Annotated in this window: 26 protein-coding genes; 14 read left to right on the plus strand and 12 right to left on the minus strand. The window is 71.4% G+C overall.

Features of this window, described 5'->3' with window-relative positions; all coding sequences use genetic code 11:
* Positions 1–303 precede the first annotated feature (303 nt).
* A complete protein-coding gene (gene ligD / locus AB0B57_RS12870; protein WP_357068472.1) occupies positions 304–1,215 on the minus strand; it encodes a non-homologous end-joining DNA ligase in 912 nt (303 codons plus the stop codon).
* Positions 1,205–2,146, minus strand: coding sequence for a non-homologous end-joining DNA ligase (ligD, locus tag AB0B57_RS12875; protein ID WP_357068474.1), 942 nt, complete (start codon positions 2,144–2,146; stop codon positions 1,205–1,207). Before ligD (AB0B57_RS12875) ends, ligD (AB0B57_RS12870) begins: the two co-directional genes overlap by 11 nt.
* Before the next feature lie 85 nt (positions 2,147–2,231).
* Here ligD (AB0B57_RS12875) and AB0B57_RS12880 point away from each other — a divergent pair, with 85 nt between their 5' ends.
* From AB0B57_RS12880 to AB0B57_RS12905, 6 genes are all read left to right on the plus strand, one after another.
* Positions 2,232–3,266: a Ku protein gene (locus AB0B57_RS12880; RefSeq protein ID WP_357068476.1), complete on the plus strand. Its 1,035-nt coding sequence runs from the start codon at positions 2,232–2,234 to the stop codon at positions 3,264–3,266.
* Between the two features lie 75 nt (positions 3,267–3,341).
* A complete protein-coding gene (locus tag AB0B57_RS12885; RefSeq protein WP_357068478.1) occupies positions 3,342–3,977 on the plus strand; it encodes a DUF4241 domain-containing protein in 636 nt (211 codons plus the stop codon).
* A gap of 146 nt (positions 3,978–4,123) precedes the next feature.
* Positions 4,124–4,798 (plus strand): FKBP-type peptidyl-prolyl cis-trans isomerase, encoded by a 675-nt coding sequence (locus AB0B57_RS12890; RefSeq protein WP_357068480.1) that lies wholly within the window; start codon positions 4,124–4,126, stop codon positions 4,796–4,798.
* A 189-nt stretch (positions 4,799–4,987) separates the two neighbouring features.
* Complete coding sequence (locus tag AB0B57_RS12895; RefSeq protein WP_357068939.1) at positions 4,988–5,815, plus strand: hypothetical protein; 828 nt, start codon at positions 4,988–4,990, stop codon at positions 5,813–5,815.
* Positions 5,816–5,847: 32 nt separating this feature from the next.
* On the plus strand, positions 5,848–6,501 hold the full coding sequence (locus tag AB0B57_RS12900) for an HAD family phosphatase (RefSeq protein WP_357068482.1): 654 nt from the start codon (positions 5,848–5,850) through the stop codon (positions 6,499–6,501).
* Between the two features lie 28 nt (positions 6,502–6,529).
* Positions 6,530–7,540, plus strand: a complete 1,011-nt coding sequence (locus tag AB0B57_RS12905; RefSeq protein ID WP_357068484.1) for an NADPH:quinone reductase — start codon at positions 6,530–6,532, stop codon at positions 7,538–7,540.
* A 185-nt stretch (positions 7,541–7,725) separates the two neighbouring features.
* On the opposite strand, the gene AB0B57_RS12910 is transcribed toward AB0B57_RS12905, so the two are convergent.
* Complete coding sequence (locus AB0B57_RS12910) at positions 7,726–9,375, minus strand: fatty acid--CoA ligase (RefSeq protein ID WP_357068486.1); 1,650 nt, start codon at positions 9,373–9,375, stop codon at positions 7,726–7,728.
* A gap of 56 nt (positions 9,376–9,431) precedes the next feature.
* Here AB0B57_RS12910 and AB0B57_RS12915 point away from each other — a divergent pair, with 56 nt between their 5' ends.
* Positions 9,432–9,923, plus strand: coding sequence for an NUDIX domain-containing protein (locus AB0B57_RS12915; protein WP_357068488.1), 492 nt, complete (start codon positions 9,432–9,434; stop codon positions 9,921–9,923).
* 49 nt (positions 9,924–9,972) lie between these two features.
* Here the strand turns inward: AB0B57_RS12915 and AB0B57_RS12920 are convergent, their stop codons facing one another.
* On the minus strand, positions 9,973–11,007 hold the full coding sequence (locus tag AB0B57_RS12920; RefSeq protein ID WP_357068490.1) for an aldo/keto reductase: 1,035 nt from the start codon (positions 11,005–11,007) through the stop codon (positions 9,973–9,975).
* 129 nt (positions 11,008–11,136) lie between these two features.
* Between AB0B57_RS12920 and AB0B57_RS12925 the strand changes: the two genes are divergently transcribed.
* Positions 11,137–11,769, plus strand: coding sequence for a TetR/AcrR family transcriptional regulator (locus AB0B57_RS12925; protein ID WP_357068492.1), 633 nt, complete (start codon positions 11,137–11,139; stop codon positions 11,767–11,769).
* Positions 11,770–11,783: 14 nt separating this feature from the next.
* Here the strand turns inward: AB0B57_RS12925 and AB0B57_RS12930 are convergent, their stop codons facing one another.
* On the minus strand, positions 11,784–12,893 hold the full coding sequence (locus tag AB0B57_RS12930) for an FAD-dependent oxidoreductase (protein WP_357068494.1): 1,110 nt from the start codon (positions 12,891–12,893) through the stop codon (positions 11,784–11,786).
* 147 nt (positions 12,894–13,040) lie between these two features.
* On the opposite strand from AB0B57_RS12930, the gene AB0B57_RS12935 reads away from it, so the two are divergent.
* Positions 13,041–13,898, plus strand: coding sequence for a helix-turn-helix transcriptional regulator (locus AB0B57_RS12935; RefSeq protein ID WP_357068496.1), 858 nt, complete (start codon positions 13,041–13,043; stop codon positions 13,896–13,898).
* Between the two features lie 45 nt (positions 13,899–13,943).
* On the opposite strand, the gene AB0B57_RS12940 is transcribed toward AB0B57_RS12935, so the two are convergent.
* Both AB0B57_RS12940 and AB0B57_RS12945 read right to left on the minus strand, forming a co-directional pair.
* Complete coding sequence (locus AB0B57_RS12940) at positions 13,944–15,620, minus strand: MDR family MFS transporter (RefSeq protein ID WP_357068498.1); 1,677 nt, start codon at positions 15,618–15,620, stop codon at positions 13,944–13,946.
* 197 nt (positions 15,621–15,817) lie between these two features.
* The gene (locus AB0B57_RS12945; RefSeq protein ID WP_357068500.1) at positions 15,818–16,357 is read right to left on the minus strand and encodes a type 1 glutamine amidotransferase domain-containing protein; all 540 of its coding nucleotides are present in this window, start codon (positions 16,355–16,357) and stop codon (positions 15,818–15,820) included.
* Positions 16,358–16,512: 155 nt separating this feature from the next.
* Here AB0B57_RS12945 and rfaE2 point away from each other — a divergent pair, with 155 nt between their 5' ends.
* Both rfaE2 and AB0B57_RS12955 read left to right on the plus strand, forming a co-directional pair.
* Positions 16,513–18,333, plus strand: a complete 1,821-nt coding sequence (rfaE2, locus tag AB0B57_RS12950; RefSeq protein WP_357068502.1) for a D-glycero-beta-D-manno-heptose 1-phosphate adenylyltransferase — start codon at positions 16,513–16,515, stop codon at positions 18,331–18,333.
* Positions 18,330–19,208 (plus strand): glycosyltransferase family A protein, encoded by an 879-nt coding sequence (locus AB0B57_RS12955; protein WP_357068504.1) that lies wholly within the window; start codon positions 18,330–18,332, stop codon positions 19,206–19,208. The genes rfaE2 and AB0B57_RS12955 overlap by 4 nt, the downstream gene beginning before the upstream one ends.
* Before the next feature lies 1 nt (position 19,209).
* Here the strand turns inward: AB0B57_RS12955 and AB0B57_RS12960 are convergent, their stop codons facing one another.
* Genes AB0B57_RS12960 through AB0B57_RS12970 form a run of 3 tightly spaced genes read right to left on the minus strand, consistent with a single transcriptional unit; the run spans position 19,210 to position 21,379 of the window.
* Positions 19,210–20,316 (minus strand): glycosyltransferase family 9 protein, encoded by a 1,107-nt coding sequence (locus AB0B57_RS12960; RefSeq protein WP_357068506.1) that lies wholly within the window; start codon positions 20,314–20,316, stop codon positions 19,210–19,212.
* An 8-nt stretch (positions 20,317–20,324) separates the two neighbouring features.
* Positions 20,325–20,876, minus strand: coding sequence for an Hsp20/alpha crystallin family protein (locus tag AB0B57_RS12965; RefSeq protein ID WP_357068508.1), 552 nt, complete (start codon positions 20,874–20,876; stop codon positions 20,325–20,327).
* Positions 20,876–21,379: a DUF2231 domain-containing protein gene (locus AB0B57_RS12970; protein ID WP_357068510.1), complete on the minus strand. Its 504-nt coding sequence runs from the start codon at positions 21,377–21,379 to the stop codon at positions 20,876–20,878. The genes AB0B57_RS12965 and AB0B57_RS12970 overlap by 1 nt, the downstream gene beginning before the upstream one ends.
* Before the next feature lie 166 nt (positions 21,380–21,545).
* Here AB0B57_RS12970 and AB0B57_RS12975 point away from each other — a divergent pair, with 166 nt between their 5' ends.
* On the plus strand, positions 21,546–22,163 hold the full coding sequence (locus tag AB0B57_RS12975) for a pyridoxamine 5'-phosphate oxidase family protein (RefSeq protein ID WP_357068512.1): 618 nt from the start codon (positions 21,546–21,548) through the stop codon (positions 22,161–22,163).
* Between the two features lie 52 nt (positions 22,164–22,215).
* Here AB0B57_RS12975 and AB0B57_RS12980 read toward each other — a convergent pair whose 3' ends face one another.
* Entirely contained in the window at positions 22,216–23,049 is an 834-nt protein-coding gene (locus tag AB0B57_RS12980; protein ID WP_357068514.1) for an ATP-binding cassette domain-containing protein, read from the minus strand.
* Complete coding sequence (locus AB0B57_RS12985; protein WP_357068516.1) at positions 23,046–24,191, minus strand: MFS transporter; 1,146 nt, start codon at positions 24,189–24,191, stop codon at positions 23,046–23,048. The genes AB0B57_RS12980 and AB0B57_RS12985 overlap by 4 nt, the downstream gene beginning before the upstream one ends.
* A 246-nt stretch (positions 24,192–24,437) precedes the next feature.
* On the opposite strand from AB0B57_RS12985, the gene AB0B57_RS12990 reads away from it, so the two are divergent.
* Together AB0B57_RS12990 and AB0B57_RS12995 are read left to right on the plus strand one after the other, a co-directional pair.
* Complete coding sequence (locus tag AB0B57_RS12990; protein WP_357068518.1) at positions 24,438–25,088, plus strand: helix-turn-helix transcriptional regulator; 651 nt, start codon at positions 24,438–24,440, stop codon at positions 25,086–25,088.
* A 150-nt stretch (positions 25,089–25,238) separates the two neighbouring features.
* The gene (locus tag AB0B57_RS12995; RefSeq protein ID WP_357068520.1) at positions 25,239–26,093 is read left to right on the plus strand and encodes an aminopeptidase; all 855 of its coding nucleotides are present in this window, start codon (positions 25,239–25,241) and stop codon (positions 26,091–26,093) included.
* The last annotated feature ends 5 nt before the right edge of the window (positions 26,094–26,098 follow it).

Genomic DNA, 26,098 nt, shown 5'->3' on the forward strand with positions numbered 1-26,098 from the left:
TCAAGACCGGCACCACCTACAACGAGACCACCGCCTGGACACATCACCCCAACACCGCCACTGCTTGACACCTAAGCACCTGGGATGTCTTTGCTCTGCTTACCTATATGCGACGCGCACGCTCCGCGAGGAGGGTTTCCACCCCTCGACTGCGCGGTCGCCATGAAGTCCCAGTTCAACGCCGTGGCGCATATAGGCAAGCAGAGCAAAGGCGGTGAGTGGCCCGGGCGGGACACTGCGGCCCGTAACGCCCTGTTACTGGTATCACCCATGGGCCATCTGGGCATCCATCGTCACCTACTGTCAGCCTGGCAACTCCGGGCCGCCGTCGAGCAGGGCGGCCAGCAGGTCCCCGTACTCCTCGACCCGGGTCAGCACCTCGGCGGCGGTGAACTGGCGGACGGCCGGTTTCCGGCCGCGGGCGCCGGCCTCGACCTCGTCCCAGGTCAGCGGCGTCGACACCGACGGCACCGACTGGGCCCGCAGCGAGTACGGAGCGACCGTGGTCTTCGCCGCGTTGTTCTGACTCCAGTCGATGAAGACCTTGCCGGGGCGCAGGTTCTTCGCCATCTTCGACACGATCAGCTTCGGGTGCTCCTGCTCCAACTCCTGGGCGATCCGCCGGGCGTACGCGGAGACGTCGTCGGAGGACTGGGTGCCGGCGATCGGGCAGCAGAGTTGCATGCCCTTCTTGCCGGACGTCTTCGGGTACGAGTCGATGCCGTCGTCGGCGAGCCGATCGCGCATCAGCACCGCCACCGGGCAGCACTCGGCGAGCCCGGCCGGTGGCCCCGGGTCCAGGTCGACGACCATCATGTCCGGGTGTTGGCCGACCTTCCACTGCGGCGTGTGCAGCTCCAACGCGGCCAGGTTGGCCAGCCAGACCAGGGTGGGCAGGTCGTCGGCCACCACGTAGTCGATCGTCTCCCGACCCTTCGTCGACCCCGGCGCGGGCAGGTTCTCCACCCGCACCCAGTCCGGGGTCGCGGCCGGCGTGTTCTTCTCGAAGAACGACTTGTCGTCGACCCCGTTGGGGAAGCGGATCCGGGTCACCGGCCGGTCCCGCAGGTGCGGCAGCAGCACCGGCGAGATCCGGGTGTAGTAGTCGATGACCTCGCCCTTGGTGAAGCCGGCCGCCGGGTAGAGCACCTTGTCCAGGTTGGAAAGCTCCAGCGGGCGACCCTCGACGTCCACCCGTAGCCGCTCAGCTGGCATCGTCGACCTCCTCGGGAGGCTTGTCCGGGCGCAACCGCAGCACCCGGGGGAAGCGCAGTCGGCCGTCCGGGGTGCGCTGGCCGTACTTCACCTCCACCACCACCCGGGGGCTTGCCCAGATGGCACCCCGCGCATCCTCGCGCGGCACACCCGGCGCGAACGGTGACACGCCGGAGCGCAGCGGCTCCAGCTCGGCGAGGAGCTGCCGTTCGATGGCCGCGCCGATCCCACCGCCGACCCGCCCCCGGTAGACCAACCGGCCGTCCGGGCCGGGCACGCCGACCAGCAGCCCGCCGATCCGACGCGCGCCCGGTCGCCAACCGCCGATGACGAAGTCGCCGGTCACCTCCAGCTTGACCTTCACCCAGTCCGGCGAGCGCACCCCCGGGCGGTAGACGGCACCGACCCGCTTGGCCATGACGCCCTCCAGACCGTGCTCCCCGGCGGCCTCGTAGGTGGCCGGGCCGTCGGCGAAGACCGGCGGCACCGCCCAGCGGAGACCACCGAGGGCGAGCGTGTCCAGGGCCTCCCGGCGGCGCTCGTACGGCCAGCCGGTCAGGTCGTCGCCGTTGAGGCGGAGCACGTCGAAGATCATGTACGTCACCGGCATGACCGCGGCCAGCCGGGCCGCCTTGGCCCGGTCCCGTACGTGCATCCGCTCGGCCAACGCGGTGAACGACGGCTGCCCGCCCTGGCCGAGCAGCACCACCTCGCCGTCGAGCAGGGCGTCGTCGACCTGCTCGGGCAGGGTGGCCAACTCGGGGTACGCGGCGGTGATCTCCACGCCGGAGCGGGCGTACAGGTGCTGGTCGCCGCCGCGGATGTCGGCCAGCGCGCGAACCCCGTCCCACTTGAACTCGTACGCCCAGCCGGCACCCGCCGGGAGCGGCCCGGTCATCGCGAGCATCGGCTTGAGCGGCGCGCCGGGCACGACCCGACTGTAGTAGCAGGCCGAACACCTCGCGTCATGTTCTTTCGGATGCGAGCATGGTCGATACCGGGGAAGGGAGCGCAGGATGCGTGCCATCTGGAAGGGAGCCGTGTCGTTCGGGCTCGTCTCGATCGGGGTGAAGCTCTACTCCGCGACCGAGGAGAAGGACATTCGGTTCCACCAGGTGCACCGTGCGGACGGTGGCCGGATCCGCTACAAGCGCACCTGCTCGGTCTGCGGCGAGGAGGTCACCTACGACGACATCGCCAAGGGCTACGACATCGGCGGCGGCGAGATGGTGATCCTCACCGACGAGGACTTCGCCGACCTGCCGTTGACCAGCTCCCGCGCGATCGACGTGCTGGAGTTCGTGCCGGCCGAGCAGGTCGACCCGATCCTTTACAACAAGGCGTATTTTCTCGAGCCGGAGGGCACGGCCACCAAGCCTTACGTGCTGCTGCGCGACGCGCTCATCGACTCGGAGCGGGTGGCCATCGTCAAGGTGGCGTTGCGCCAGCGGGAGCAGCTCGCCACGCTGCGGGTCCGCGAGGGTGTACTGCTGCTCAACACCATGCTCTGGCCGGACGAGATCCGTACCCCCGATTTTGGTTTCCTCGACGAGGATCTCAAGGTGCGCCCGCCGGAGTTGGCGATGGCCAGTTCCCTGATCGACTCGATGACCGGCGAGTTCGAGCCGGACGTCTTCACCGACGACTACCGGGCCGCGTTGCAGGAGGTCATCGACGCCAAGGTGGAGGGTCGGGAGGTCGTCCAGCCGGAGGAGGCCGAGGAGGCCCCGGCCGCGGCGGTGGACCTGATGGCCGCGTTGAAGGCCTCGGTGGAGCGGGCCAAGGCGGCCCGCGGCGAGCCAGCCGCCCGTGGTGGCGGCGGTGGCGGCGGTGGCGAGCCGACACCCATCTCGTCGGCCCGGTCGGCACAGAAGGCGGCGGAGAAGAAGGCGGCCAAGGCCCCGGCGAAGAAGACCGCGACGAAGAAGACGGCCGAGAAGAAGGCCGCCGAGCCGGCGAAGAAGACCGCCGCCAAGAAGACCACCGCGAAGAAGGCGGAGCCGGCGAAGAAGACGGCCGCCCGCAAGGCCGCACCCCGCAAGAGCGCCTGACCGGGTACGGCAGCGACGGCGGTGTCCGCCCGGTTGGGTACGCTCCGCCGGCCGCTGGCCACCGGAGGAGCCCTCATGTACACCCCTGACCTGGACCGGTTGTTGACGTCCGGCGCCCGTTTCACCGACCAGCACGGCGCGTACCTGATCGAGGTCCACCCGGCGGGCGACGTCGTGCTGCCCACCGGCCAGGTGGTCGGGTGCGACCCGCTGGTCTGCCCGGAGGCCGAGCCGTTCACGGTGACCGTGCCGCCGGGGCGGTATGCCGCCCGCGCCTGGGTGGCCGTGGTGCTCCGGGAGGACGCCGAGGTGGACCGGCGGGTGGCCGCGTTCCAGTTGCTGGTCTCCGACGAGCCGACCACCCGCTGGGAGTTGGCCGTGGCAGGCGACCAGGACGTCGCCACCCTCGGTGCGGACGACTACTTCGGGTACGGGGTGGACGCCGGTGCCGGCACCCTCGCCGACCCGACCGCGCTCAGTGTCCTGGAAGGCTGGGACTACGACCAGGTCGAGCAGGTCTTCATCCCCGACAGGCTGCCGTCGTCCCCGGTCCCGGGGCTGATCACCGCTGTCCTGGACGAGGCCAGCGGCGCCAACGTCGTCACCGTGGCCACCGGTTGGGGCGACGGCTGCTACGGCACCTGGATCGGCCGTGCCGTCGACGGCCGGGTCACCTCGTTCGTGACCGACTTCATGGTCGTCCCGGAATAACCGACCGGGAACAGACCGGAACTGACGCGCTGGGCGATCCGCCACGTCCGCGGCGGGCACGGTGGGCCGTGGTGCGGGTACCGTGTGCGTCGGCTTTCCCCCCGGCACCGGGTGCCGGCCACACTTCGCAGCAGGGAGTCGACGACGTGAGCGAGCGGACGCAGCAGACGGGCCCGGACCAGAGCCCGGCAACCAAGTCGGGGCGCCGGCTGGCCGCCCAGTTGGCGGCGAAGAAGGCCGCCGACCGGAAGCGTAAGCGCAACGCGGTGATCAGCGGCCTCGCCGCCGTCGCCGTTGCCGGGGTGCTGATCGGCGTCTTCGTGACGATCGGTGGCGGGGGCGACGACAAGCCCAAGAACCAGGCCGACGCGACCCCGTCCGCGACCGTCCCGGCCCCCGACGAGCCCGCCGCGCCGCCCGCCCCGCAGCTGCCCGCGGACGCCGATCCGGCGCTGAAGACCAAGCCGACGGTGAAGCCGGGCACGGGCGAGCTCAAAAAGCTCGCGGTCACCCCGTTGATCAAGGGGACCGGCCCGGCCGTCAAGAAGGGCCAGAACATCACCACCAACTACGTGGGGGTGTTCTTCAAGGACGGCAAGGAGTTCGACTCCTCCTGGAAGGGCGGGCAGCCGGTGACTTTCCCGATCGGCGTCGGCCAGGTCATTCCCGGCTGGGACCAGGGCCTGGTCGGCGTGACGGTGGGCAGCCGGGTGCAGCTCGACATCCCGGGCGAGCTGGGCTACGGCAACGACCCGGCCGCCGCCGGTGGGCGCCCGACCGGCCCGCTGCGCTTCGTGGTGGACGTGATCGCCGCCCAGTGATCCCGTCCGGATCGCCCCGGTTGTCGACGGGGCGCGATGGAGTTGTTCACATGGGGCTTCCGGCCCGTCACCCAGCGGCAGTAGGTTCGGCGTCACCCCGGGCGGTTCGCCGCCCGGGGTGAGATCGGGGACTCCGACGCGGAGGTGCAGATGACGGCGCTGGACGAGCCTGGGCGGACCGCCCGGTCGATGTGGGCGTACTTCGAGCCGGTGCACGCGGTCACCTACCTGCACCCCCGGGCCCGCGCCGCGTACGAGGCGGTCGGCTTGCGCGGCTACTGGCGTGGTTACTTCGCCGGCCGGGCCGCGCCGCTGGGCGCCACCGAGGCGGCCCCGGTGATCGCCGCCTTCTTCAACTTCGCGCCGCCGATGGTGGCCCGTGCGCTGCCGGCGGTGTGGCGGTTGGCCACCCCGCCGGAGGCTTTGCGCGTCCGACTGACAGGTGCCGTGCAGGCGCTCGCCGAGCTGACCTACGAGCTGCCGGAGTCGCACCTGGCGGAGGCCGCCGACCTGCTGGAACGGGCCGCCTCGGCGGCGCAGACCGCCGGCCGGGTGCTCGGCGCGGCCAACGCGGCGCTGCCGGTCGGGGAATATCCGCTGGCGCGGCTCTGGCAGGCCGCCACCACGCTGCGCGAACACCGGGGCGACGGGCACGTGGCGGCGCTGGTGGCCGCCGGGTTGGACCCGGTGGAGACGTTGACCTGGCGGGTCGCGTTGGACGGTTCTTCGCCGCAGTACCTGCTGGGCCGGGGCTGGTCCGAGGAGCAGTGGCAGGCCGCCCGCGAGCGGCTGACGCGGCGGGGCTGGCTGACCGGCGACGGCGCGCCCGCCGAGCACGGCCGGGCCGAGTTCCAGGCCGTCGAGGACGCCACCGACCGGGCCGCCGCGCACCCGTGGCAGGCGCTCGGCGCCCCCGGCACGGACCGGCTCCGGGAGCTGCTGGAGCCGATCGCCCGGTCCGGCCACACCCTGCTGCCCGAGAGCAGCCCGCTCGGCCTGCCCGCGCTGCCCGGCTGACCCGGCGCCCACCGGTCAGGCAGGATGGGCCCGTGACAGATGCGGTGGTCTTCGACCTGGACGGCGTGATCGTGGATTCCGAGCCGGTGTGGGAGGAGGTCCGCCGGGCGTACGTGGCGACGCACGGCGGGACGTGGCAGCCGGACACCCAAAAACGGCTGATGGGGATGAGCACCGGCGAGTGGGCCCACTATCTCAGCGGCGAGCTGGGCGTCGGGCGCACCGCCGAGCAGGTCGCCGTCGAGGTGGTCGAGGAGATGACTCGACGCTACCGGGCCCACGTACCCCTGATCGCCGGCGCCGATGAGGTCGTCCGCCGGCTGGCCGGGCGGTGGCCGCTGGGGTTGGCCAGTTCGTCGCCGACCCGGCTGATCGAGGCGGCGCTGGCCGCCACCGGCCTGACCGACGCGTTCGGCGCGACCCTGTCCACCGAGCAGACCGAGCGGGGCAAGCCCGCACCCGACGTCTACCTGAACGTCGCCGAGCGCCTCGGCGTCGACCCGGCCCGCTGTGTGGCAGTGGAGGACTCGTCGAACGGGGTGCGGTCGGCCGCCGCGGCGGGGATGCGGGTGGTGGCCGTGCCACACGGCTCGTATCCCCTGGACCCGGATGCCGCCCGGCTGGCCGTGGTGACGGTGGGGTCGATCGGTGAGCTGACCCCGGAGCTGGTGGACAGCCTGGGTTGACGCCAGCCGAGGGGGGTAGAGACCACGCATGAGAGCCATCGTGTACGAGCACACCGGCGACCCTTCGGTGCTGAAACTGGTCGACCGGCCGGTGCCGACACCCGGGGCGGGTGAGGTTCTGGTGCGGGTGGCGGTGTCGGGGGTCAACCCGACCGACTGGAAGTCCCGCCGCTCCTCCGCGCCGCAGGGCTGGCAGATTCCCGGGCAGGACGGCGCGGGCGTGGTGGAGGCGGTCGGCGAGGGGGTCGACCCGGACCTGATCGGTGAGCGTGTCTGGATCTGGGAGGCCGCCTGGCAGCGGCCGTGGGGCACGGCGGCGGAATACACGCTGGTGCCGGTGCGTCAGGCGGTCCGTCTCGGTGCCGCCTCGTTCGAGGTGGGGGCCGCCCTGGGCATCCCGTTCCTCACCGCGCACCGCTGCCTGACCGCCGGCGAGTTCATGCCGGACACGCTGCGCGCCGGTGCGTTGGCCGACCACACCGTGCTGGTGCAGGGCGGGGCGGGTGCGGTCGGCAATGCGGCGATCCAGCTCGCCCGGTGGGCCGACGCCACGGTGGTCGCCACGGTGAGCAGCGCCGAGAAGGCCCAGCTCGCGGCGGCGGCCGGTGCTTCGTACGTGGTGAACTACCGCGAGCAGGACGTGGTCGCGGAGGTCCGCAAGATCGCCCCCGACGGGGTCCACACGATCGTGGAGGTCGCTCCGGCGACGAACGCGGCGATGGACGTGCAGGTGCTGCGGCACGGCGGCGCGGTCTGCATGTACGCCGACGACGGCGGCGACGAGGTGACCATCCCGATCCGGGCGATGATGGTGCCGAACGCGCGCTGGCAGTTCGTGCTCGTCTACACCGAGCCGAAGGCGGCCAAGGCGCAGGGGGTCAAGGACGTGGCCGCGGCGGCCACCCAGGGCGGCATCCGGGTCGGTGCCGATGCCGGCCTGCCGCTGCACCGCTACTCCCTGGCCGAGACGGCCGCGGCGCACCAGGCGGTGGAGGACTCGGCGGTGGGCAAGGTGCTGGTCACCACCAGCGACGCCTGATCGGGTCGCCGACCATCTGATTTCCCCATCATCAGGACAGAAGCGAATAAGTTTCGCAACAATGACTGTGCGGGTCGCCCCGCGTGGAACGGGCGGCCCCGGCGCGGTGCGAACGCCGGGGCCGCCCCTGCGGAGGAATGTCCAGCAGCACTCCACCGCCAGCGGCGACAGTGCCGGGCAAGACGTTACGGCGCTGCCAACTCCCGGACGGTCAGCTCGCCCTCGGCGTACCGCGAACGGACGACCTTCTTGTCGAACTTGCCCACGCTCGTCTTCGGCACCGAGTCGATGAACGCCCAGCGCTCCGGCAACTGCCAGCGCGCCACCGAGCCGGCCAGGAAGTCGCGCAGCTCCTCGGCCGTCACCGAGGCACCTTCCCGGACCACCACGGTGGCCAGCGGTCGCTCGTCCCACCGCTCGTCCGGCACACCCACCACGCACGCCTCCAGCACCGCCGGGTGACCCATCAGCGCGTTCTCCAGCTCCACCGACGAGATCCACTCACCACCGGACTTGATCACGTCCTTGGCGCGGTCGGTCAGCGTGATGTACCCGTCCGGCGAGAGGGTGCCCACGTCGCCGGTACGCAGCCAGCCGTCCCGGAACTTCTCCTCGTCCGGGGTGTCGTCGCCGACGTACCGTGCGGTCACCCACGGCCCACGGACCTCCAGCTCACCCACGGCCTCGCCGTCGGCGGGCAACTGCTCGCCGGCCGGCCCAACGATCCGCGCCCGCACACCCGCCGGCACCCGCCCCTGCGTGTAGCGGTAGCGCCACGCCTGCTCGCCCGTCGCACCGGCGGGCGGACGCGAGATCGACCCCAGTGGGGACATCTCGGTCATCCCCCAGGCGTGGATGACGTCGATCCCGTGCCGCTCGTCGAACGCGTGCATCAGCGCCGGCGGGCAGGCCGAGCCACCGACGATCACCTCGGTGAGCGAGGACGTGTCCACGTCGTGGCTGTCCAGGTAGGCCAGCAGGTCGGTCCAGATGGTCGGCACCGCCCCGGCCAGGGTGGGCCGCTCGGCGGCGATCATCTCGGCGATCGGCGCGGCCTGGAGGAACCGGTCCGGCATGATCAGCGAAGAGCCGGAGAGGAAGGCCGCGTACGGCAGACCCCACGACATGGCGTGGAACATCGGCACGATGGCCAACTCCCGATCGGTCGGCCCGAGACCGAAGCCCTCCGGCAGGCAGACCTGCAACGAGTGCAGGTAGATGGACCGGTGCGAGTAGGCCACACCCTTCGGGTTGCCCGTGGTGCCCGAGGTGTAGCAGAGCGCCGCGGCGTCGTGCTCGTCCACCTCGGGCCAGTCGAAGACGTCCGGCCGGTCGGCGAGCAGCGCGTCCCAGTGGTGCACGGTGATCCGGTCACCGGCGGCCGCCACCAGCGGCGCCGGGTCACCGCCACCGACCACCACCACGTGCCGCACCGTGGCCAGCTCACCGATCACCCGGGCCAACAGCGGGATGAGCGTGCTGTCGACGAGCACCACCCGGTCCTCGGCGTGGTTGGCGATGTAGACGACCTGGTCGGGAAAGAGTCGGATGTTGAGCGTGTGCAGCACCGCACCCATGCTCGGCACCGCGAAGTAGGCGACCAGGTGCTCGCTGTTGTTCCACATGAAGGTGGCGACCCGCTCGTCGCCGGTCACCCCACACTCGTCGCGCAGCGCATGGGCCAGCCGGGCGGCCGTGCGGCCCACCTCGGCGTACGTCATCCGGCGGGGCTCGGCGCCCGTCCAGGTGACCACCTCGGCGGTGCCGTGCACTCCTGCGCCGTGCTCGAGGATCCGGGAGACCTGCAGAGGGGCGTCCATCATCGTGCTACGCATGGGTAACAAGCTAGTGTCGGCGGTCACACGTTGGGAACCCCCGTAAATTGGCGCAGGTGAGCATCTCCTGGGCCGACTCGTACGTTGGGCAGTTGCGCGCGCTAGCCGGGGACCGGACGCTGATGTTCGTCGGTGCCCGCGCCGTGGTCAGCGACAACGCCGGACGCATCCTGCTGATCCAACGCTCGGACAACGGCCAGTGGGCCATGCCGGCCGGGGCGATGGAGTTGGGCGAGTCGATAGCCGACTGCGCGGTCCGCGAGGTCCGCGAGGAGACCGGGTTGCGGGCGCTGCGGGTCTGCGCGTTCGCCCTCTACACCGGCCCGGACCGGACGAGCACCAACATGTACGGGCACACCTACCAGGTCTTCACCACGGCGTTCAAGGTGGAGGAGTGGGACGGGCAACTGGCCCGGGTCACCGACGAGACCACCGACGCCGGCTTCTTCCCCCGCGACCGGTTCCCCGCCCCGCTCTCCGCCTCGGTCACCGAGACCCTGGCCGACCTGGACGTCTTCGAGCAGACCAACCGGCTCATCCTGAAGTAGGGGCGGCCCCGGGGCCGTGCCTCACCGAGACTCGGCCCCGGGCCGTGCGTTACTGCGGCAGGCGCGTCCCGGCGAAGAACCCCTCCTGGATCCAGTTCGGGTACGCGACCGGCAGCTTGGTGGCCTCGTCCAGCTCGCCGAGGTCCTGCTCGGTCAGGGTGAGATCCGAGGCGGCGATGTTGTCCACCAACTGCTCCTGCTTGCGGGCACCGACGATCACGCTGGTCACGGCGGGCCGCGACAGCAGCCAGGCGACCGCCACCCGGGCCGGGCTGACCCCGTGCCGCTCGGCGACGCCCCTGAGCACGTCGACGACGCCGAAGGCGTGCTCGGGGTCGAACGGCGTGAAGCTGGAGTAACCGGGCTGGGCGCTGCGCGCGCCACTGTCGGCGACGGCGCCGTCCCGGCTGACCTTGCCGGAGAGGAAGCCACCGGCGAGCGGGCTCCAGACGGTCAGCCCGACACCCTCGTTGAGCGCCATCGGCACCACGTCGCGTTCCACGTCCCGGCCCAGCAGCGAGTAGTACTCCTGCACCGAGACGAAGCCGGCCAGCTTCTCGCGGGCGGAGATGCCGAGCGCCTTGGAGATCTGCCAGGCGGCGAAGTTGGCGGCGCCGATGTAGCGGACCTTGCCCTGCCGGACCGCGTCGTCCAGCGCGCGCAGCATCTCCTCCATGGGAGTGATCTGGTCGAAGTTGTGGATCTGGTAGAGGTCGATGTGATCGGTGCCCAGCCGACGCAGGCTGTCCTCCAGGTTCTGCATGATGTGCAGCCGGGAGGTGCCGACGTCGTTCGGGCCGGGCCCCGTGCGGGAGTGCACCTTGGTGGCCAGCACCACGTCGCGACGCCGCTTGCCGAGCGCCTGGCCGAGCAGTTCCTCGCTCTCGCCATCGCTGTAGCCGTCGGCGGTGTCGACGAAGTTGACCCCAGCGTCCAGCGCGGTGTCCACCAGCCGCTGGGCGTCGGGCAGGGACAGCCCGCCGAGGGTGCCCCAGAGCGGGTGGCCGCTGCCACCGAAGGTCATCGCGCCGAGCGAGATCTCCGAGACGTACACCCCGGTGGTGCCCAGCAGTCGGTACTTCACGTGTGTCGCTCCTCGTGGTGCGCGGTTCGGAGGCCGCGAGCGGGCGCTCCCTGGTCACTATGTCGGACACTGTGTCCGGCAACGAGCGTACGTCGCCCGTCGAGCACCTGGCCACCTAGGATTCCGGCTATGCCCTCGATCACCCGCCGCCGTCCGAGCAACCCCGACGGGCGTGCCGCCGTCGAAGCACGGGTGTTGGCGGCCACCGAGCGGCTACTCCAGCAGGGGGCTCGCTTCACCGACCTCGGCGTCCAGCGGATCGCCGCCGAGGCCGGGGTGGCGAGGTCGACCTTCTACACCCACTTCCGGGACAAGAGCGAGCTGCTCATGCGCCTCGCCGGGACCATGCGGGAGAGCTCCTTCGGCCGTACCGGCGAGTGGAGCCCCAGCGCACCTGGCGATCCGCTGGCGGTGCTGACCGAGATCTTCGCCGACGTGATCCGGATCTACCGGACATACGCCCCGGTGCTGGCGGCGATCAACGAGGTCGCCGCGTACGACGAGGTGGTCCGGGAGTACTGGGCGGCGGGGTTGGAGCAGTTCGTCACCCGTACCGTCGACGTGCTCCGGATCGAACAGCAGGCCGGGCGTACCCCCGCCGACCTGGACGTGACGACGGCCAGCCGGCTGATCGTGGTCGGCGGCGACCGCTTCCTGGCCGACCACGTCAGCACGACCTCGGCCGACCCCGAGACCGACGCGGCGGCCGCCCGGGAGTTGGCCGCGACCTGGTGGTACGGCGTCTACCGCCGCCCCGCCTGACCACCGCGGTCGACTCAGGCCGCGGTGGGGCCGAACTGTTCGGTGAAGCGACCGGTGAACAGGTCCACGCCCTTGTACTCGGCGACCGTCGCGGCAGGGACGACGGCCGGGCCGTCGGGCGTGGGCAGCTGGCCGACACCGTGTCGCGACCCGAGCGGGATCAGGATCATGGGATGGGGCATCGGTTGGTAGGTGGCCGTCGGCTGTCCGCCACCCAGCTGCGCGGTGATGTTCCGCGCCACGACCTCGGCGTGCTGCAACGCGTACGCGGCCATCTTGTCCTCTGTGACATCGGTGAGGTCGCCGATCGCGTAGACGTGCTCGAGGATGTCGCCGGACCCGCGCACGTTGAGAGTTTCCGTGACCGCTACCTGCCCCCGCGGGGTGAGCGTCGTCAGTCGGCCGTCGCCGAGGTAGGCACTGTTGGTCCGCAGACCAAAGGCACGGAACCAGATGTCGGCGGTGATCTCGTCGCCGTCGGTGGTGGTGGCCGTGACGGTCGCGGCCCGATTGGCGTCGGTCGTCAACGGTGCGGCCAGGCTGGTGCCCAGCCGCACCTGGATGCCCAGCTCGTCGAGCTGCCGGTGCAGGTCATCGCGCATCTCGGGCGTGAAGCCGGGCAGCAGCTGCTCGGCCGGATCGACGAGGGTGACGAGCTTGTCCGGCCAGACCTCCTTGATCTCACCGGCCAGTTCCAATCCGACCGGCCCGGCGCCGAGGATCAGGACCCGCCCGGCGCTGGCCAACTCCTTGTTGGTCTGACGCAGGTCGTCGAGCGCCGCGTCGATGGAGTCGGCGTTGAGCCTGGCCGGGTAGGCGTAACTGGAACCGGTGGCCAGCACCAGATAGTCCGCCGCGACACGCTGACCCGAGGCCAGCGTGACACCACCGGAATCCACCGAGACCACTCGATCCCGGATCACCGTGCCCCGGGTGAGCACCGTGTCGAAGGGAAAGAAGATATTGCCTGCCCACTCGGGCCGGACCAGCGCCCGCAGCGCCCCGGCGACGTTGACGAACGCGTCCCGAGGATCGATGAGGACGACATCGGCCACCAACTCCAGCGCCTTGGCGACCGCCGTACCCCCGTAACCGCCGCCGACGACCACAACCGTACGACTCATGACTCAACTCCAACCGACCAGAACCTCCGCTCGACAGCTGTCGAGCGCCTCCCCTCACGGTCGTCAGTTGGCAGCAGCCCAGGGAGACCGGACCGAGGCTGGTAGTGGCAGGGACACCATCCGATCGGCCGGCGTTGCTACGTTCGGATGGTGAGCGACAACGAGCTTGGCTTGTTCCTGCGCCTCCACCGGGAAGCGGTGACACCGGCCGAGGTGGGGCTCCCCGCCGGGCCGCGCCGCCGCGCCCCGGGACTACGCCGATCCGAGGTGGCGGCCCTCGCCGACGTGAGCGTCGAGTACGTCACGAGACTCGAACAGGGCCGCGACCGTCGACCGTCCCCGCAGGTGCTCGCCGCGCTCGCCAGCGCACTCCGGTTGAACTGGCACGAACGCGCCCACCTGCACCACCTCACCAAGGCGGCCGATCCCAGTTACAACTGCCGGGGCCGCATCCCCCCGAGCGGCGAGGTACGTCCGACCGTGCGGGCGCTGCTCGACCGTCTCGAACCCGCACCGGCGGTGCTGCTCAACCGGCTCAGCGACGTCCTCGCCCACACCGCCGGGTACGTGCGGCTGGTCGGTCCGATCGGTCTGCTGGACGCGACGACGGCCAACCTCGCCCGGTTCATCCTCACCGACGCCCGGGCTCGCAGCGCGTACCCCGACTGGGACCACCTGGCCGACGAGCAGGTCGCCGCCCTCAAACAAGGTCCGTTCCGGGCCTACCCGCCGATGGCCGCCCTGGCCGACGAGCTGACCATCACGGCGGGCGACGCCTTCACCCGGCGCGTCGACACCGTGCCCAGCCTGCCGAAGGCCAGCGGCATCTTCCGGCTGGCCCATCCCGAGGCGGGTCTGCTCCGGCTCGCGTACGAGACCCTCGAACTTCCGGCGGACGACGACCAACGTCTGATCGTGTACCTGCCCGCCGATGCGGCGACCTCCGACGCGCTCGACCGCCTCAACAGTCAACACCCGCAGCCGCTCCGCCTCGTGGCCGGATGACGTCGACCGCCCCGGAGCAGTCCGGGGCGGTCGGTGTCGAGACACTCAGATCATCGTCTGGGACTTGGCCTCCATGTCGGCGGCGGCCTCCTCCTTGGACTCGCGGGTCAACGGCTTGCCGCCCGGGGCCGGAGCCTCACCGCCGAGCGGGTCGGCGCCGCCGGTGGCACCCTGCGGGCCGGCACCCCGCAGTTGCGTGTTCGGCAGCGTCAGGGTGACCACCACCGCCACGATCGCGATCAGGCCGGCGGTCAGGAAGACCATGTCCAGCGCGTCGACGAAGGCACCCTGGATGGCCGCGCGTACCGGCCCCGGCAGGGCCAGGATGGTGGCCGGATCGTTGATCGAGATGTTGGTGCCGCCACTGGCCGCCACGGCGGCCTGCTCCTGCGGCGGCAGCTGCGCGATCGCGCCGGGCAGCCGGTCACCCAACCCGCTGGTCAGCCGGGACGAGAGCACCGTGCCGAGGATCGCCACCCCGAACGACCCGCCCAGTGACCGGAAGAAGGTCGCCGAGGAGGTGCCGGCACCCAGGTCGCGGACGGAGACCGCGTTCTGCACCGCCAGGATCAGCGACTGCATGCACAGGCCCAGCCCGATGCCGATCACCACCATGTACCCGAACGCGACCCAGAGGGAGGTGCCCACCTCCAGCTGGGTGAACAGGAACATGCCGACCAGCAGGGTCACCGAGCCGGCCACCGGGAACCACTTGTACCTGCCGATCCGGGTCATCGCGCGACCGGTCAGGATCGAGGTGATGATGATGCCGGCCATCATCGGCAGCATCAGCAGACCGCTGCGGGTCGGCGAGGCGCCCTTGACGATCTGCAGGTAGAGCGGGATGAAGATGATCGAACCGAACATCACCAGACCGATGACGAGCAGTGCCGCGTTGGCCAGGGCGAAGGTGGCGCTGCGGAACAGCCGCAGCGGCAGGATCGGCTCCGCCACCCGGGCCTCCTGCAGGACGAACAGCACCCCCAGCACCGCACCGACGACGAAGAGCGTGATGATCACACCTGAGCCCCAGGCGTACTCGTTGCCACCCCAGCTCAACGCCAACAGCAGGGAGCTCACCCCAGCGACCAGCAGACCGGCACCGAGCCAGTCGATCGAGTGGTCCCGGCGTTCGAACGGGATCAGCCGCATCACGTGGTAGCAGACCACGATCGCCAGGACCGCCAGCGGCACGTTGATGTAGAAGATCCACCGCCAGTCGGTCTCCGCGAAGTACCCACCGACAAGCGGCCCCGCCACCGACGAGATCCCGAAGACCGCACCGAAGAGCCCCTGGTAGCGGCCACGCTCCCGGGGTGACACCACGTCCGAGATGATGGTGAACGCGAGGGTCAGCAGACCACCGGCGCCGAGACCCTGGATGCCCCGGGTGACGATCAGCTGGGTCATGTTCTGCGACAGCCCGGCCAGCAGCGACCCGACCAGGAACGTGCCGATCGAGAAGAGGAAGACCGGACGACGCCCGTACAGGTCGGCCATCTTGCCGTACAGCGGTGTCGACGCCGTCGACGCGAGCAGGTACGCGGTGACCACCCACGAGTAGTGGTTGATCCCGCCCAACTCCCCGACGATGGTGGGCAGGGCCGTACCGACGATGGTCTGGTCGAGTGCGGCCAACAGCATGCCGGTCATCAGGCCGAACATGAGCAGCCGGATCTGCTGACGATTCAGCACCGGCGCGGCGGAGGCATCGCTGGTCATGTGCCCGTCTATCCCGCAAGCCGCAAAACATGCACCCAACCCCCAAAAAACCCCACCCCACCCCCACCCCCACCCCCACCCCCACCCCACGCGGCGTTGATCATGGAGTTATTGCCACGACACGCCGAGCTGGAGGGCAATAACCCCATGATCAACGGGGCGGGGGGGGTGGGGTGGGGGGTGGGGTGGGGGCGCTGTTAGGCGGCGAAGGTTTTGGTGATCTGGGCGCAGAAGGCGGGGAGGTCGTCGGGGTTGCGGCTGCTGGTCAGGTTGCCGTCGGTTACGCACTCCTCGTCGACCCAGGTGGCGCCGGCGTTGGTCAGGTCGGTACGAAGGGTCGGCCAGGACGTGATTCGTCGGCCGCGCACCACGTCCGCCTCGATCAGCGTCCACGGACCGTGACAGATCACCCCGACCGGCTTGCCCGCGTCGAAGAACGCCTTCACGAAGCGCACCGCGTCCGGGTCGCCGCGCAGGAAGTCCGGGTTCGCGACGCCGCCGGGGAGCACCAGCGCGTCGTAGCCGGCGGCGTCCGCCTTGTCCGCGGTCACCTCCACGTCGTACGTCTTCGACTGGTCCAGGTGGTTGAAGGACTGGATGGACCCGGGCTTGAGCGAGACCAACTCGACTGTCGCGCCGGCGTCCTCGACCGCCGCACGCGGCTGGACGTACTCGACCTCCTCGACGCCGTCGGCGGCCAGGAAGGCGATCCGCTTGCCCTGCAGTGTCGTTGCCATCTCGGTACGTCTCCTTTCCGGGGATACCGCAATTTCCTTCCCGGCTCCGCACGTCCGAAACGACCCAGCCGGGCAGCAACGGCACGGTGGTGACACAGCCGCAGGTCAGGCACGGGCCAGGTTTGGCCCGGGGGGCGCTGGGGACCCGGGGAGGCATGGCAGGAGCAGCAGCGGAACAGCGCCGGCTCGCCACCGTCGTGGAGAGCTGGCTGGAACGCCCAGTCCTGATCGTCGGTGACGCCATGTTGGACGAGTGGCGCTTCGCCGACTCCGAGCGGCTCTGCCGGGAGGCGCCCGCACCGGTCCTCACCCTGCGCCGACGGATCTCCGCCGCCGGTGGGGCCGCGAACACCGCGGTCAACGTCGCCGCTCTCGGCGGCCGGGCGGTGCTGGTGGCACCGGTGGGCGCGGACGTGGCCGGCGACGAGCTGCACGACTGTCTGGACCGCGCGGGCGTCTGGGACCGGACCGTGAACCAGCCCGGGCGGCCCACCCCGGTGAAGCGGCGGATGTTGGCCGGCAACCAGATCCTGTTGCGGGAGGACTCCGGCGACGCGGACGACGCGCTCGACCCGGAGGGCGTGACCCGGCTGCTCACCGCCCTGAGCTGCGCCACCGAGGAGCTGCGCGCCGCCGCCGGTGGGGAGGCGCCCACCCTGGTGGTCTGCGACTACGGCCTGGGGGCGCTGCCCGCCCCGGTGCGCGCGTGGCTGGTCGAGCAACGCGAGCGGTACGCCACTGTCGCGCTGGACGCCCACGACCTGGCCGACTGGCGGGGCCTCGCGCCGACGGTGGTCACGCCGAGCTTCGCCGAGGCGACCCGGCTGCTGGCCCGAGCCGGCGGCGCGACCCGACCGACCACCGGCATCGACCTGCACCTGGAACACCCGCACGGCGACCCGTCCGACGGCCCGTCCGAACTGAGCGTGGGCGCGGCACCCGGCGGGGTACGCACCGACGAGGTCACCGAGAACCACCCGGGGCCGGTCGGTGAGCCCACCCCGGGCGAGGGCCGGGTGGCTCTCACCGGCGACGGGCTCAGCGTCACCGGCACCGGCGTCACCGTGAACACCCGGGCCGGTGAGGGCGTCGACCGGGCGGTCCTGGCGGAGTCGCGCCTCGCGGAGCTGCGCGCGCACACCGGCGCCGACGTGGTCGCGGTAACCCTGGACACCGAGGGGGCGGTGGTCGGTGGCGCCGACGGGGAGCCACGGCGCAGCCACAGCACCCCGGTCCCGGCGAGCCACGCCGTGGGTGCCGGTGACGCGTACCTGGCGGCGATGACGTTGGCCCTGGCCGCCGACGCGCCGCTGCCCACCGCCGCGCAGCTCGCCCAGTTGGCGGCCACCATCACCGTCTCCGACACCGGCACCTGCGTGTGCCGGCGGGAGGATCTGCTCGCCGCACTCGACCAACCAACCGAGACCGTGAGCCATCCCGCGTTGGTGGGCAGCGACGAGTTGGACGCGATCGTCGCCGAGTACCGCGAGGCGGGACGGTCGGTGGTGTTCACCAACGGCTGCTTCGACGTGCTGCACCGGGGGCACGTGCGCTACCTGGAGCAGGCCCGCGCGTTGGGTGACCTGCTGATCGTGGCGGTCAACTCGGACGGCAGCGTACGCCGCCTGAAGGGCCCGGACCGGCCGGTCAACCCGGTCGAGGACCGGGGAGCCCTGCTCGCCGCGCTCGCCTGTGTGGACCATGTGGTGGTCTTCGAGGAGGACTCGCCCGCCGCGCTGATCGAGGCGGTCCGGCCGGACATCTACGTCAAGGGCGGGGACTACCCGCCGGAGCTGGTGCCGGAGGCGCCGCTGGTGCGCCGGCTGGGTGGCCAGGTGCACACCCTGGGGTACGTGCCGGACCGGTCCACGTCGGCGATCATCGAGCGGATCCGGTCACACAGCCAGGACCCGTCGCCGCAGACCCCGGACCGGGAGCCCGACCCGTCACTCAGCTCCCGCACCCAGGCGTCGTGAACCGCCCCCTCGACCTCGGCACCCCGGCGGAGTTTCGCGCCGACCGGTTGGTCGACGTGTTGATACCGACCCGGAACCGGCCCGCCGAGTTGGCGGTCACCCTGGGCGGGCTCGCCGCCCAGGACGGCGTACCCGGCTTCGGGGTGGTGGTCAGCGACCAGTCCGACGGGGACCCGGCGTACGCGCATCCCGCCGCGGCCACCATGGTCCGGGCGCTGCGGCATCGCGGTCACCCGGTGCTGCTGACCCGCCGGCTGCCCCGCCGGGGGTTGGCCGAGCACCGGGCGTACCTGCTCGCCGCCTCGACCGCCCGGTACGTCCTCAGCCTCGACGACGACATCTGGCTGGAACCGGGGACACTGCGCCGGCTGGTGACGGCGATCGGCGAGTTGGGCTGCGGCTTCGTCGGCAACGGGGTGCACGGCCTCTCGTACGCCGACGACGTGCGGCCGGACTCGCACGGGCACTACGAGGAGTGGACCGGCTCGCCCACGCCGGAGCGGATCCGACCCGACACCCCGCAGTGGAACCGGGCCCGGATCCACTCGGCGGCCAACCTGCTGCACATCACCGAACACCTGGCGCTGCCGCCGGGTGCCTGGCGGGCGTACAAGGTGTCCTGGATCGGCGGGTGCGTGCTGTACGACCGGGCCAAGCTCGTCGCCGCCGGTGGCTTCGACTTCTGGCGTCGGGTGCAGGAGAAGCACCAGGGCGAGGACGTGGCCGCGCAGCTCGCGGTGTTGGCCCGCGATGGTGGTGCGGGCATCCTGCCCAGCGGCGCCTACCACCTGGAATCTCCCACCACTGTCACCGACCGGGACGTGGAGGCGTGGGAGGTCGTCCTCGCCGACGAGGACACCCCGCAGCCGGCCTGAACTACGGGGTGAGCAGCTCCCGGGCAGCTTCCACCACCTCGATCACCGGGACGTCGGTGACGAAGGAATCCCGGTGCGGGCACTCACCGTCGCCGGGCCGGTGCGGATAGATGCCCGGCGTGCAGTCCACCCCGCACACCGGGCAGTGCACAGTCCACGAGCTGATCGGCCGATGCCGGCCCCGCAGCGGGCTGGCCCCGTTGATCAGGTTGCCGACCCAGAAGATCCCCACCGTGGGCGCACCGACCGCGGCGGCCAGGTGCAGCGGGCCGGTGTCGTTCGAGACGACCAACGCGCAGTCGGCGTAGCAGCCCACCAGCCCGCCCAGGCTGAGCGTGCCCACCTGCGGACGCACCGGCACCGGTGCCGCATCGACCACCCGGTCCACCACCTCCCGCTCGGCGGGCGTACCGGTGACCAGCACCTCGTAGCCGTCCTCGTACAGCGCACCGGCCACCTCGGCGAAGCGCTCGGCAGGCCAGCGGCGGCGGGTGTCGGTGGCGCCCGGATGCAACGCCACCCGGGGCCGCTGCGCCGGGCCGAGCACCCGGGCGGCCTCGGCGCGATCGGCGTCGGTCACCGCGAGCGTCGGCGTGATGGTGGTCGCCGGTGCTCCGACCAGCGCCACCACCTCCAGGTAGCGGATCACCTCGTGCTGGTAGTAGACGTACCGCAGCCACCGGTCCAGTGGCGGCGCGTCGTCGGCGCGCAGACCAACCGTCACCCGGGCCCCGAGCCGACCCATCAGCGGGTTGGAGTTCGCGCCGCCACCGTGGATCTGCACCGCCAGGTCGAAACCCGCACCCGTGGCGGCGGCCACGAAGTCGTCCATCGACGACTCCGCCTCGCCCGGGTCCGGCGCACGGATGCCGGGAGCCGGCGGCACCACCAGCACCCGGTCCACCGGGCCGGGCCGGTCGCGCCAGAGCTTCGCGTGCCACGGCGCTCCGAGCAGCACGATCTCCGCCGCCGGGTACGCGGCACGCAACGCGTCAAGCGCCGGCAGGGCGAAGATGAAGTCGCCGAGTGCGTTGGCGCGCAGCACCGCGATCCGCCGCACGTCTTCGACCCGCTCGCCGGTCGGGCCGAGCAGGGACGGAGTGACCACGCAACCCGCTATGTCCGGTCCACTTCGCCGAAGGTGTCCGGGCGGTGCAGCTCCCGGTCCGCGGCGGGGTCGGCAGGCATCGGCGTACCCGTGGAGGGGGCGCCGGAGCGCGGCCCGGTGCGACCGACGGTGATGGTGCGCGGCGTGGGCCGGGTCGCCCTGGGCAACCGGACCCGGAGCAGGCCGTGGTCCATGACCGCGTCGATGGCCTCCGGGTCGACCCGCGACGGCAGGTTGACGCGGTACTCGAAGCCGCGGGTCTCGAAGCCGCCGGGGATGCCCTGGTCGGCGTTGACCTCGGCCTCGGAGCGGGCCCGTACGCACAACTCGAGGTCGTCCAACTCGACAGCCACCTCCTCCGGTGCCACCCCGGGCAGCCGGACGACGACCTCCCAGCCGTCCGCGGTCTCGGCCAAGTCGACGTCGGACGCGCCGGCCCGGCCACCGACCAGGCGACTCAGCTCGGCGCGCAGCGACTGCAACTCCCCCATCGGGTCCCAGCCCTGCTGCCGGCCGCCCCGCCAGCCCCGACCGAATCCGCCGGCCTGCTGTTCGCTCATCACACCTCTCCGATCCGCTGGGTGGAAGTTTGCGGCCGCAGTGAGCTGGGCGCGTCCAGGCCGGCGTCGCGGTCGACGCCCACACCCAGCCGGTCGACCAACTCGCCACCCAGCCAGGCGCTGATGCCGAGGATCCCCACCGCGACCACCTCGATGGCGACCAGGGCGCCGCCCGCGGCCCGGGAGTCGGCGTTGAGCCGCACGGCCCACACCGCGGCGAAGAGCAGGATCACCGCGACGTTGGCGGCGGCGTGCAGCAGACCCACCCGCTTGGCGCGGGTGCCGGTCGGGATGGCCAGCAGGTCGAACGAGCCGGCCGCCGCCGCGAGGAGACCGCCGATCAGGCCGACGGTGATGTTCCAGTACGCGACCTCGCCGAGCAGGTCGGGGCCCCCGACGGTGTCGATCACGTCGAACAGCACCGCCGTGGCCAGCAGCGCGACCGGGAACATGACGAGCATCGGATGGACTGGATGACCCAGTACCTTGAGTCGGCTCTCCATCTCCCGGCCTCCACTTGTCGGCGTCCTGCGGAACGGTCTCGTGCGGCGGGCGCGTCGGGTGAGGCCGTACCCCCGGCGACCGTGCACAAACCTCACCCTGGTCACGGCGGCCTAGGCTGACGAATGGCGGTGCCCGCCAACGGGTCAACGCCTGAGGGAGGATCACGTGACGGTGGAGATCACTTCGCACGAGGAACTGCGCGAGCTGCTCGGCGAACCAACGGCGCGGGCGGCCAACAAGGAACGCCAACGCCTGCACGAGCGGGACCGTGAGTGGCTCGCCGCATCGCCGTTCTGCCTGCTGGCCACCGCCGGTGCGGACGGCAGCTGCGACGTCTCCCCCAAGGGCGACCCGGCCGGGTTCGCCATGGTGCTGGACGACACGACCATCGCGCTGCCCGAGCGGCCGGGCAACAGGCGGGCCGACGGTTACCGCAACATCCTGGACAACCCACACGTCGGGTTGCTCTTCCTGATCCCGGGGCGCACCGACACGCTGCGGATCAACGGGCGGGCCCGCCTGGTCAGCGACGCGCCCTGGTTCGACGACATGGTGGTCAAGGGGCACCGGCCGGTGCTCGCCGTGGTGGTGGAGATCGAGCAGATCTTCTACCACTGCGCGAAGGCGTTCCTGCGGTCCGCGCTGTGGCAGCCGGAGACCTGGCAACCCGACGTGCTGCCGTCCCGCCCCCGCCTGATCAAGGAGGTCGAGGCGCCGGTGGTGAGCCTGGAGGACCTGGAGCGGCACTACGGCCCGGAGTACGCCAAGAACATCTACAGCTGAGCTTGCTCCTGGGCGCTCCGGTCCGCCAGTTCCGGCCAGCCGACAGGGTCGGTCACCTCGTGAGGAAGTGCGGCGTGGCGGGGTCGGGGGCGGCGACCGCAGCCCACCGTCCCTGGTGTCGCAGGATGGTGACGGGATGGTCGAAGCAGTCGCTCATCAGCTCGGTCGTCAGCACCCTCTCGACCCGCCCGCACGAGACCGCACGGCCCTCGCGCAACAGCAGCGCGTGCGTGGTGGTCGTGGGCAACTCTTCGAGGTGATGGGTGACCAGGATGCTTGTCGCCTCCGGCGCCGCGTCCCGAATGCGGTCCAGGCTCGTCAACAACTGCTCACGGGCCCGCAGGTCCAGACCGGTGGCTGGCTCGTCGAGCAACAGCAGTCGCGGGCGCGCCAGCACTGCCCGCGCGAGCAGCACGCGCCCCCGCTCGCCGTGGGACAGCAGGTGCCAGCGGGCCTCCGCGCTTCCGCCCAGCCCCAGCAGGTGCAGGAGGTGGTCCGCCCGCTCCAGCTCGTCCGGGCGCGGCGTCCACCGGGGCATCAGGTCGATCGTGCCGGTCGCTCCGGTGAGCACCACCTCGCGGGCGGTCAACGCCGAGCGCAGCGGGTGCTGCGGGTTGACCCGGCCGATCGAGCGACGCAACTGGAAGACGTCGGTACGCCCGAGGCGCTGACCGAGGATGTCCACCTGCCCCCGGGTGGGATGCTGGTGGGCGCCGAGGACGCTGAGCAGGGTGCTCTTGCCCGCACCGTTGGGCCCGATCAGTGCCCAGTGCTCTCCGGCGCGGATGGTGACGCTGATTCCCGCGAGCAGCAGGCGGGCCTCCCGTACGACATCGACGTCCCGAGCCTCGATCACCGTGTCGCCCGGGCCGGCGTGGCGGCTCACCTGCCCGGCTCGCTGAGGAACACGCCGAGAGCCAGCGCCACCAGCGGAATCAGGCAGATGATGGTGAACACCCCCTGCGGGCCCCAGGTTTCCGCCGCCAGACCGAGGACGGGCGCGAGGAGGCCGCCGATGCTCACGGCGAGCCCGAGCGTCACACCGGCCGCGGTGCCGGGCCGCGTGGGCAGATAGTCCTGGCCCAGCTTGACCAGCACGGCGAACGGGATGTTCAGGGCGATGCCGGCGAGCACGGCGAACAGGAGCGGCGGGTACTCCCCGGGGGTGAGCCGCAGGCCGACGAGCGCGGGGACGGCGACGATCGCGCCGAGTTGCACGGTGCGGACCATCCCGACCCGGTCGGCGATCCGGCCACCCAGCAGCGTTCCGACCACCCCACCGACCAGGAAGCAGGCCAGCGCGGCTCCGGCGAGGCTCCTGCCCGCGCCCAGATGGCGTATCCAGAACAACTCGATGAAGGTGATCGCACCGAAGAAGGCGACAGATCTGACGGTCTCGATGCAGGTCAGCACCAGGAAGGGAACCCAGCGGTCCCGGCCGTCGTGCGCGACGAGGCGCGCGGCCGGCCGCCGTAGCCGATTGCGGTGGAGCAGGAAACCCATGAGTACGGCCGGCGGAATGAAGAGCGCCGTCGCCCCGACGCCCATCGCGATGAGTGCCGGAGTCGCCAGCACCGGTGCCAGGAAGAACCCGACACTGCCACCGGCGGCGAAGATGCTCATCGCCGTGGCGCTGTCACCTGCCGCCACCCGGGCCGACTTTCCCGCGGCCGGATGGAACATCGCCACGCCGATTCCCGACGCGCAGAGCAGGAGCCAGACCGCCACGTAGCTGTGCACGAGACCGGAGAGGCCGAGCCCGATTCCGGCGAGCGTCACTCCCGCACCGGCGAGCCAGTCGAGCCGGTACCGGTCGACGGCGACGCCGATGAATGGTTGCGGAATGGCGCTGCCCATGGTTGCGGCGAGCGTGAGACCGCCGGCGGCCACGTAGCCGTAGTGACGGTCCAGCACGAAGTACGGAACGCAGGCTGGCACCAGACCCTGATAGAGGTCGTCGACCGCGTGGGCGGCGCTCCACAGTCGCATCCGCCGCCACGCCGACGGTTGCTCGTCAGGCGCCAGCACCGTCCCAGGGTTGGCCGGGTTCACTCGGCTGCCTGTCTCCGTCACCATCAGCTCTCTCGTTCGGGTGTCGCAGGAAGGATGCCCGGTCGCCCCGGATGCGGACTATCGATATCCTGCCGACTTGTGTCGCCAAGCAGCCAAGATGTCGATGGCCCCGCCCGGGTGCCCCTGGCCGACCGCGATCGGATCGACTGGCACAGCCACCCGCGCCACCAGCTTGTCTGCCCCCGCAACGGGGTGTTGGGGGTGTCGACACCGACGGGGAGGTGGACCGTGCCACCGGACCGGGCGGTGTGGATTCCGGCCGGCGTCGCCCACGCTCATCGGGCGTACGGGCCCACCGACATGCGCGCGATCATGTTCGACCGCCCGCTGAACCCGTTGGGCGTGGATCAGCCGACCGCCCTGGCCGTCTCGCCGCTGCTACGCGAGGTGATCGTCAGCCTCACCGACGGCGAGGAGCGGACCGACGACGAACGGGACAACCTCGAACGCGTGGCGCTTGACCAGCTACGACGGGTGGCCACGTTGCGGCTGCGCCTGCCGTACCCGGCCGACCCCCGGTTGCGGGACCTTGCCGAGATCCTGCTCGACGACCCCACCGACCGCCGCACCCTCGGCGAGTTGGGCAGAGCCGTGGGCGCCGGCGCGCGTACCCTCAGCCGACTGTTCCGGGAGCAGACCGGAATGTCGTTCCCGCACTGGCGGACCCAACTGCGGCTGCACCACTCGCTGCGGTTGATCGCCGAGGGTGAGTCGGTCACCACGACCGCCGCGGCCAGCGGTTACAGCGGTCCCAGTGCGTTCATCCAGGCGTTTCGGGCCTACTTCGGGATCACGCCGGGCGAGTACTGCCGAAGCCGGCGCGGCGGCGATCCTTCCCCCACCTCGAACTGACCGGCCGCGGTCCGGCTCGCCGGCCGGCGAGCCCTGACCGGCCCCGGTCCGGGTCGGCGGCCGGCGACGGCCACTCCGCCGATCCAACGCCCGTCCCACCCCGCTCGGCCGGGACCACGCGATTCGGACCCGCGTGTCACGATCTCGGCCATGCGTCTTCCGTTCGGCCTGCTCGTCGCATCCGTCGCGGCCGGAGTGCTCTCGGCTGCGGCGGCGCTGCTCGCCATGACGGCCGCTTCGTTGCAGTTCGGCCTGGTCATGCTGCTCGCACTGCTCGGCCACGTCGTGCTGGGTCGCGGTGCGCGCCGTGTGCGGTGGGCCGTCGCCGCCGGCATCGGCCTCCTTGCCGTGGTGGCGGCCATGAGGCTGTTCTGGCACCAGGAGCAGGCCGTCGAGGTGGGCTGGACGGCCTACGGGCCAGCGACAGCGGAGACGTCCATAGTGGAAGGATGGCGGGACTCGATCGACAGGCAACGGCTCGCCGCCCTGGGTCTGGCGCTTGGCGTCGTCTGTCTCGCCGCCGGCGTGCTGGCACTACCGGCCCGCGGCAGGCGGCGGGGGGCGGCGACGGCGGTCCTCGCGCTGCCGCTGCTCGCCTGGTTCGGGCAGGACTCCAGCCGGGAGTTCGTCGACTACCCGCTGCCGGACCTGCTCGCAACGGTGTGGCCGGCGCTGCTCGCTGCCCTCGTGACCATGGGGGCACTCGCGCTGTCCGGGTGGCGGGCCGACCGCCGTTGGCTGCTCCCGGTGGGGTTGTTCCTGCTGTCACTCGCAACGGCCGACGTGTACTCGAACCTCGCCGGACTGTGGTCGGGCTGGTGGGACATGGTCAATCCGGACCAGAACGTCGCCTTCCTGCAACTAGGAATGACCGTGAGTACGTCAGCGGGAGACTCGCTTGAGGTGTCGTCGGCCGTGGAGAGGGCGATCGCGCTGGCCGGTGCAGGGCTGACGGCCGTCGGTGCGCTGCGCAGCTCCCAGGAAGTCCCCGCTTCTTCCGCGTAGCACAG

This window comes from Micromonospora sp. NPDC049101, from assembly GCF_040648675.1.
Lineage (GTDB): Bacteria > Actinomycetota > Actinomycetes > Mycobacteriales > Micromonosporaceae > Micromonospora.

What these genes read in the sequence shown, in the direction of transcription:
- AB0B57_RS12910 (WP_357068486.1), bottom strand. Translation starts at nt 9,375, where the DNA reads ATGCGTAGCACGATGATGGACGCCCCTCTGCAGGTCTCCCGGATCCTC.
- AB0B57_RS12945 (WP_357068500.1), bottom strand. Translation starts at nt 16,357, where the DNA reads ATGGCAACGACACTGCAGGGCAAGCGGATCGCCTTCCTGGCCGCCGAC.
- rfaE2 (WP_357068502.1), top strand. Translation starts at nt 16,513, where the DNA reads ATGGCAGGAGCAGCAGCGGAACAGCGCCGGCTCGCCACCGTCGTGGAG.
- AB0B57_RS12970 (WP_357068510.1), bottom strand. Translation starts at nt 21,379, where the DNA reads ATGGAGAGCCGACTCAAGGTACTGGGTCATCCAGTCCATCCGATGCTC.
- AB0B57_RS12895 (WP_357068939.1), top strand. Translation starts at nt 4,988, where the DNA reads ATGTGGGCGTACTTCGAGCCGGTGCACGCGGTCACCTACCTGCACCCC.
- AB0B57_RS12940 (WP_357068498.1), bottom strand. Translation starts at nt 15,620, where the DNA reads ATGACCAGCGATGCCTCCGCCGCGCCGGTGCTGAATCGTCAGCAGATC.
- AB0B57_RS12925 (WP_357068492.1), top strand. Translation starts at nt 11,137, where the DNA reads ATGCCCTCGATCACCCGCCGCCGTCCGAGCAACCCCGACGGGCGTGCC.
- AB0B57_RS12935 (WP_357068496.1), top strand. Translation starts at nt 13,041, where the DNA reads ATGGTGAGCGACAACGAGCTTGGCTTGTTCCTGCGCCTCCACCGGGAA.
- ligD (WP_357068472.1), bottom strand. Translation starts at nt 1,215, where the DNA reads ATGCCAGCTGAGCGGCTACGGGTGGACGTCGAGGGTCGCCCGCTGGAG.
- AB0B57_RS12885 (WP_357068478.1), top strand. Translation starts at nt 3,342, where the DNA reads ATGTACACCCCTGACCTGGACCGGTTGTTGACGTCCGGCGCCCGTTTC.
- AB0B57_RS12995 (WP_357068520.1), top strand. Translation starts at nt 25,239, where the DNA reads ATGCGTCTTCCGTTCGGCCTGCTCGTCGCATCCGTCGCGGCCGGAGTG.
- AB0B57_RS12905 (WP_357068484.1), top strand. Translation starts at nt 6,530, where the DNA reads ATGAGAGCCATCGTGTACGAGCACACCGGCGACCCTTCGGTGCTGAAA.
- AB0B57_RS12880 (WP_357068476.1), top strand. Translation starts at nt 2,232, where the DNA reads ATGCGTGCCATCTGGAAGGGAGCCGTGTCGTTCGGGCTCGTCTCGATC.
- AB0B57_RS12930 (WP_357068494.1), bottom strand. Translation starts at nt 12,893, where the DNA reads ATGAGTCGTACGGTTGTGGTCGTCGGCGGCGGTTACGGGGGTACGGCG.
- AB0B57_RS12965 (WP_357068508.1), bottom strand. Translation starts at nt 20,876, where the DNA reads ATGAGCGAACAGCAGGCCGGCGGATTCGGTCGGGGCTGGCGGGGCGGC.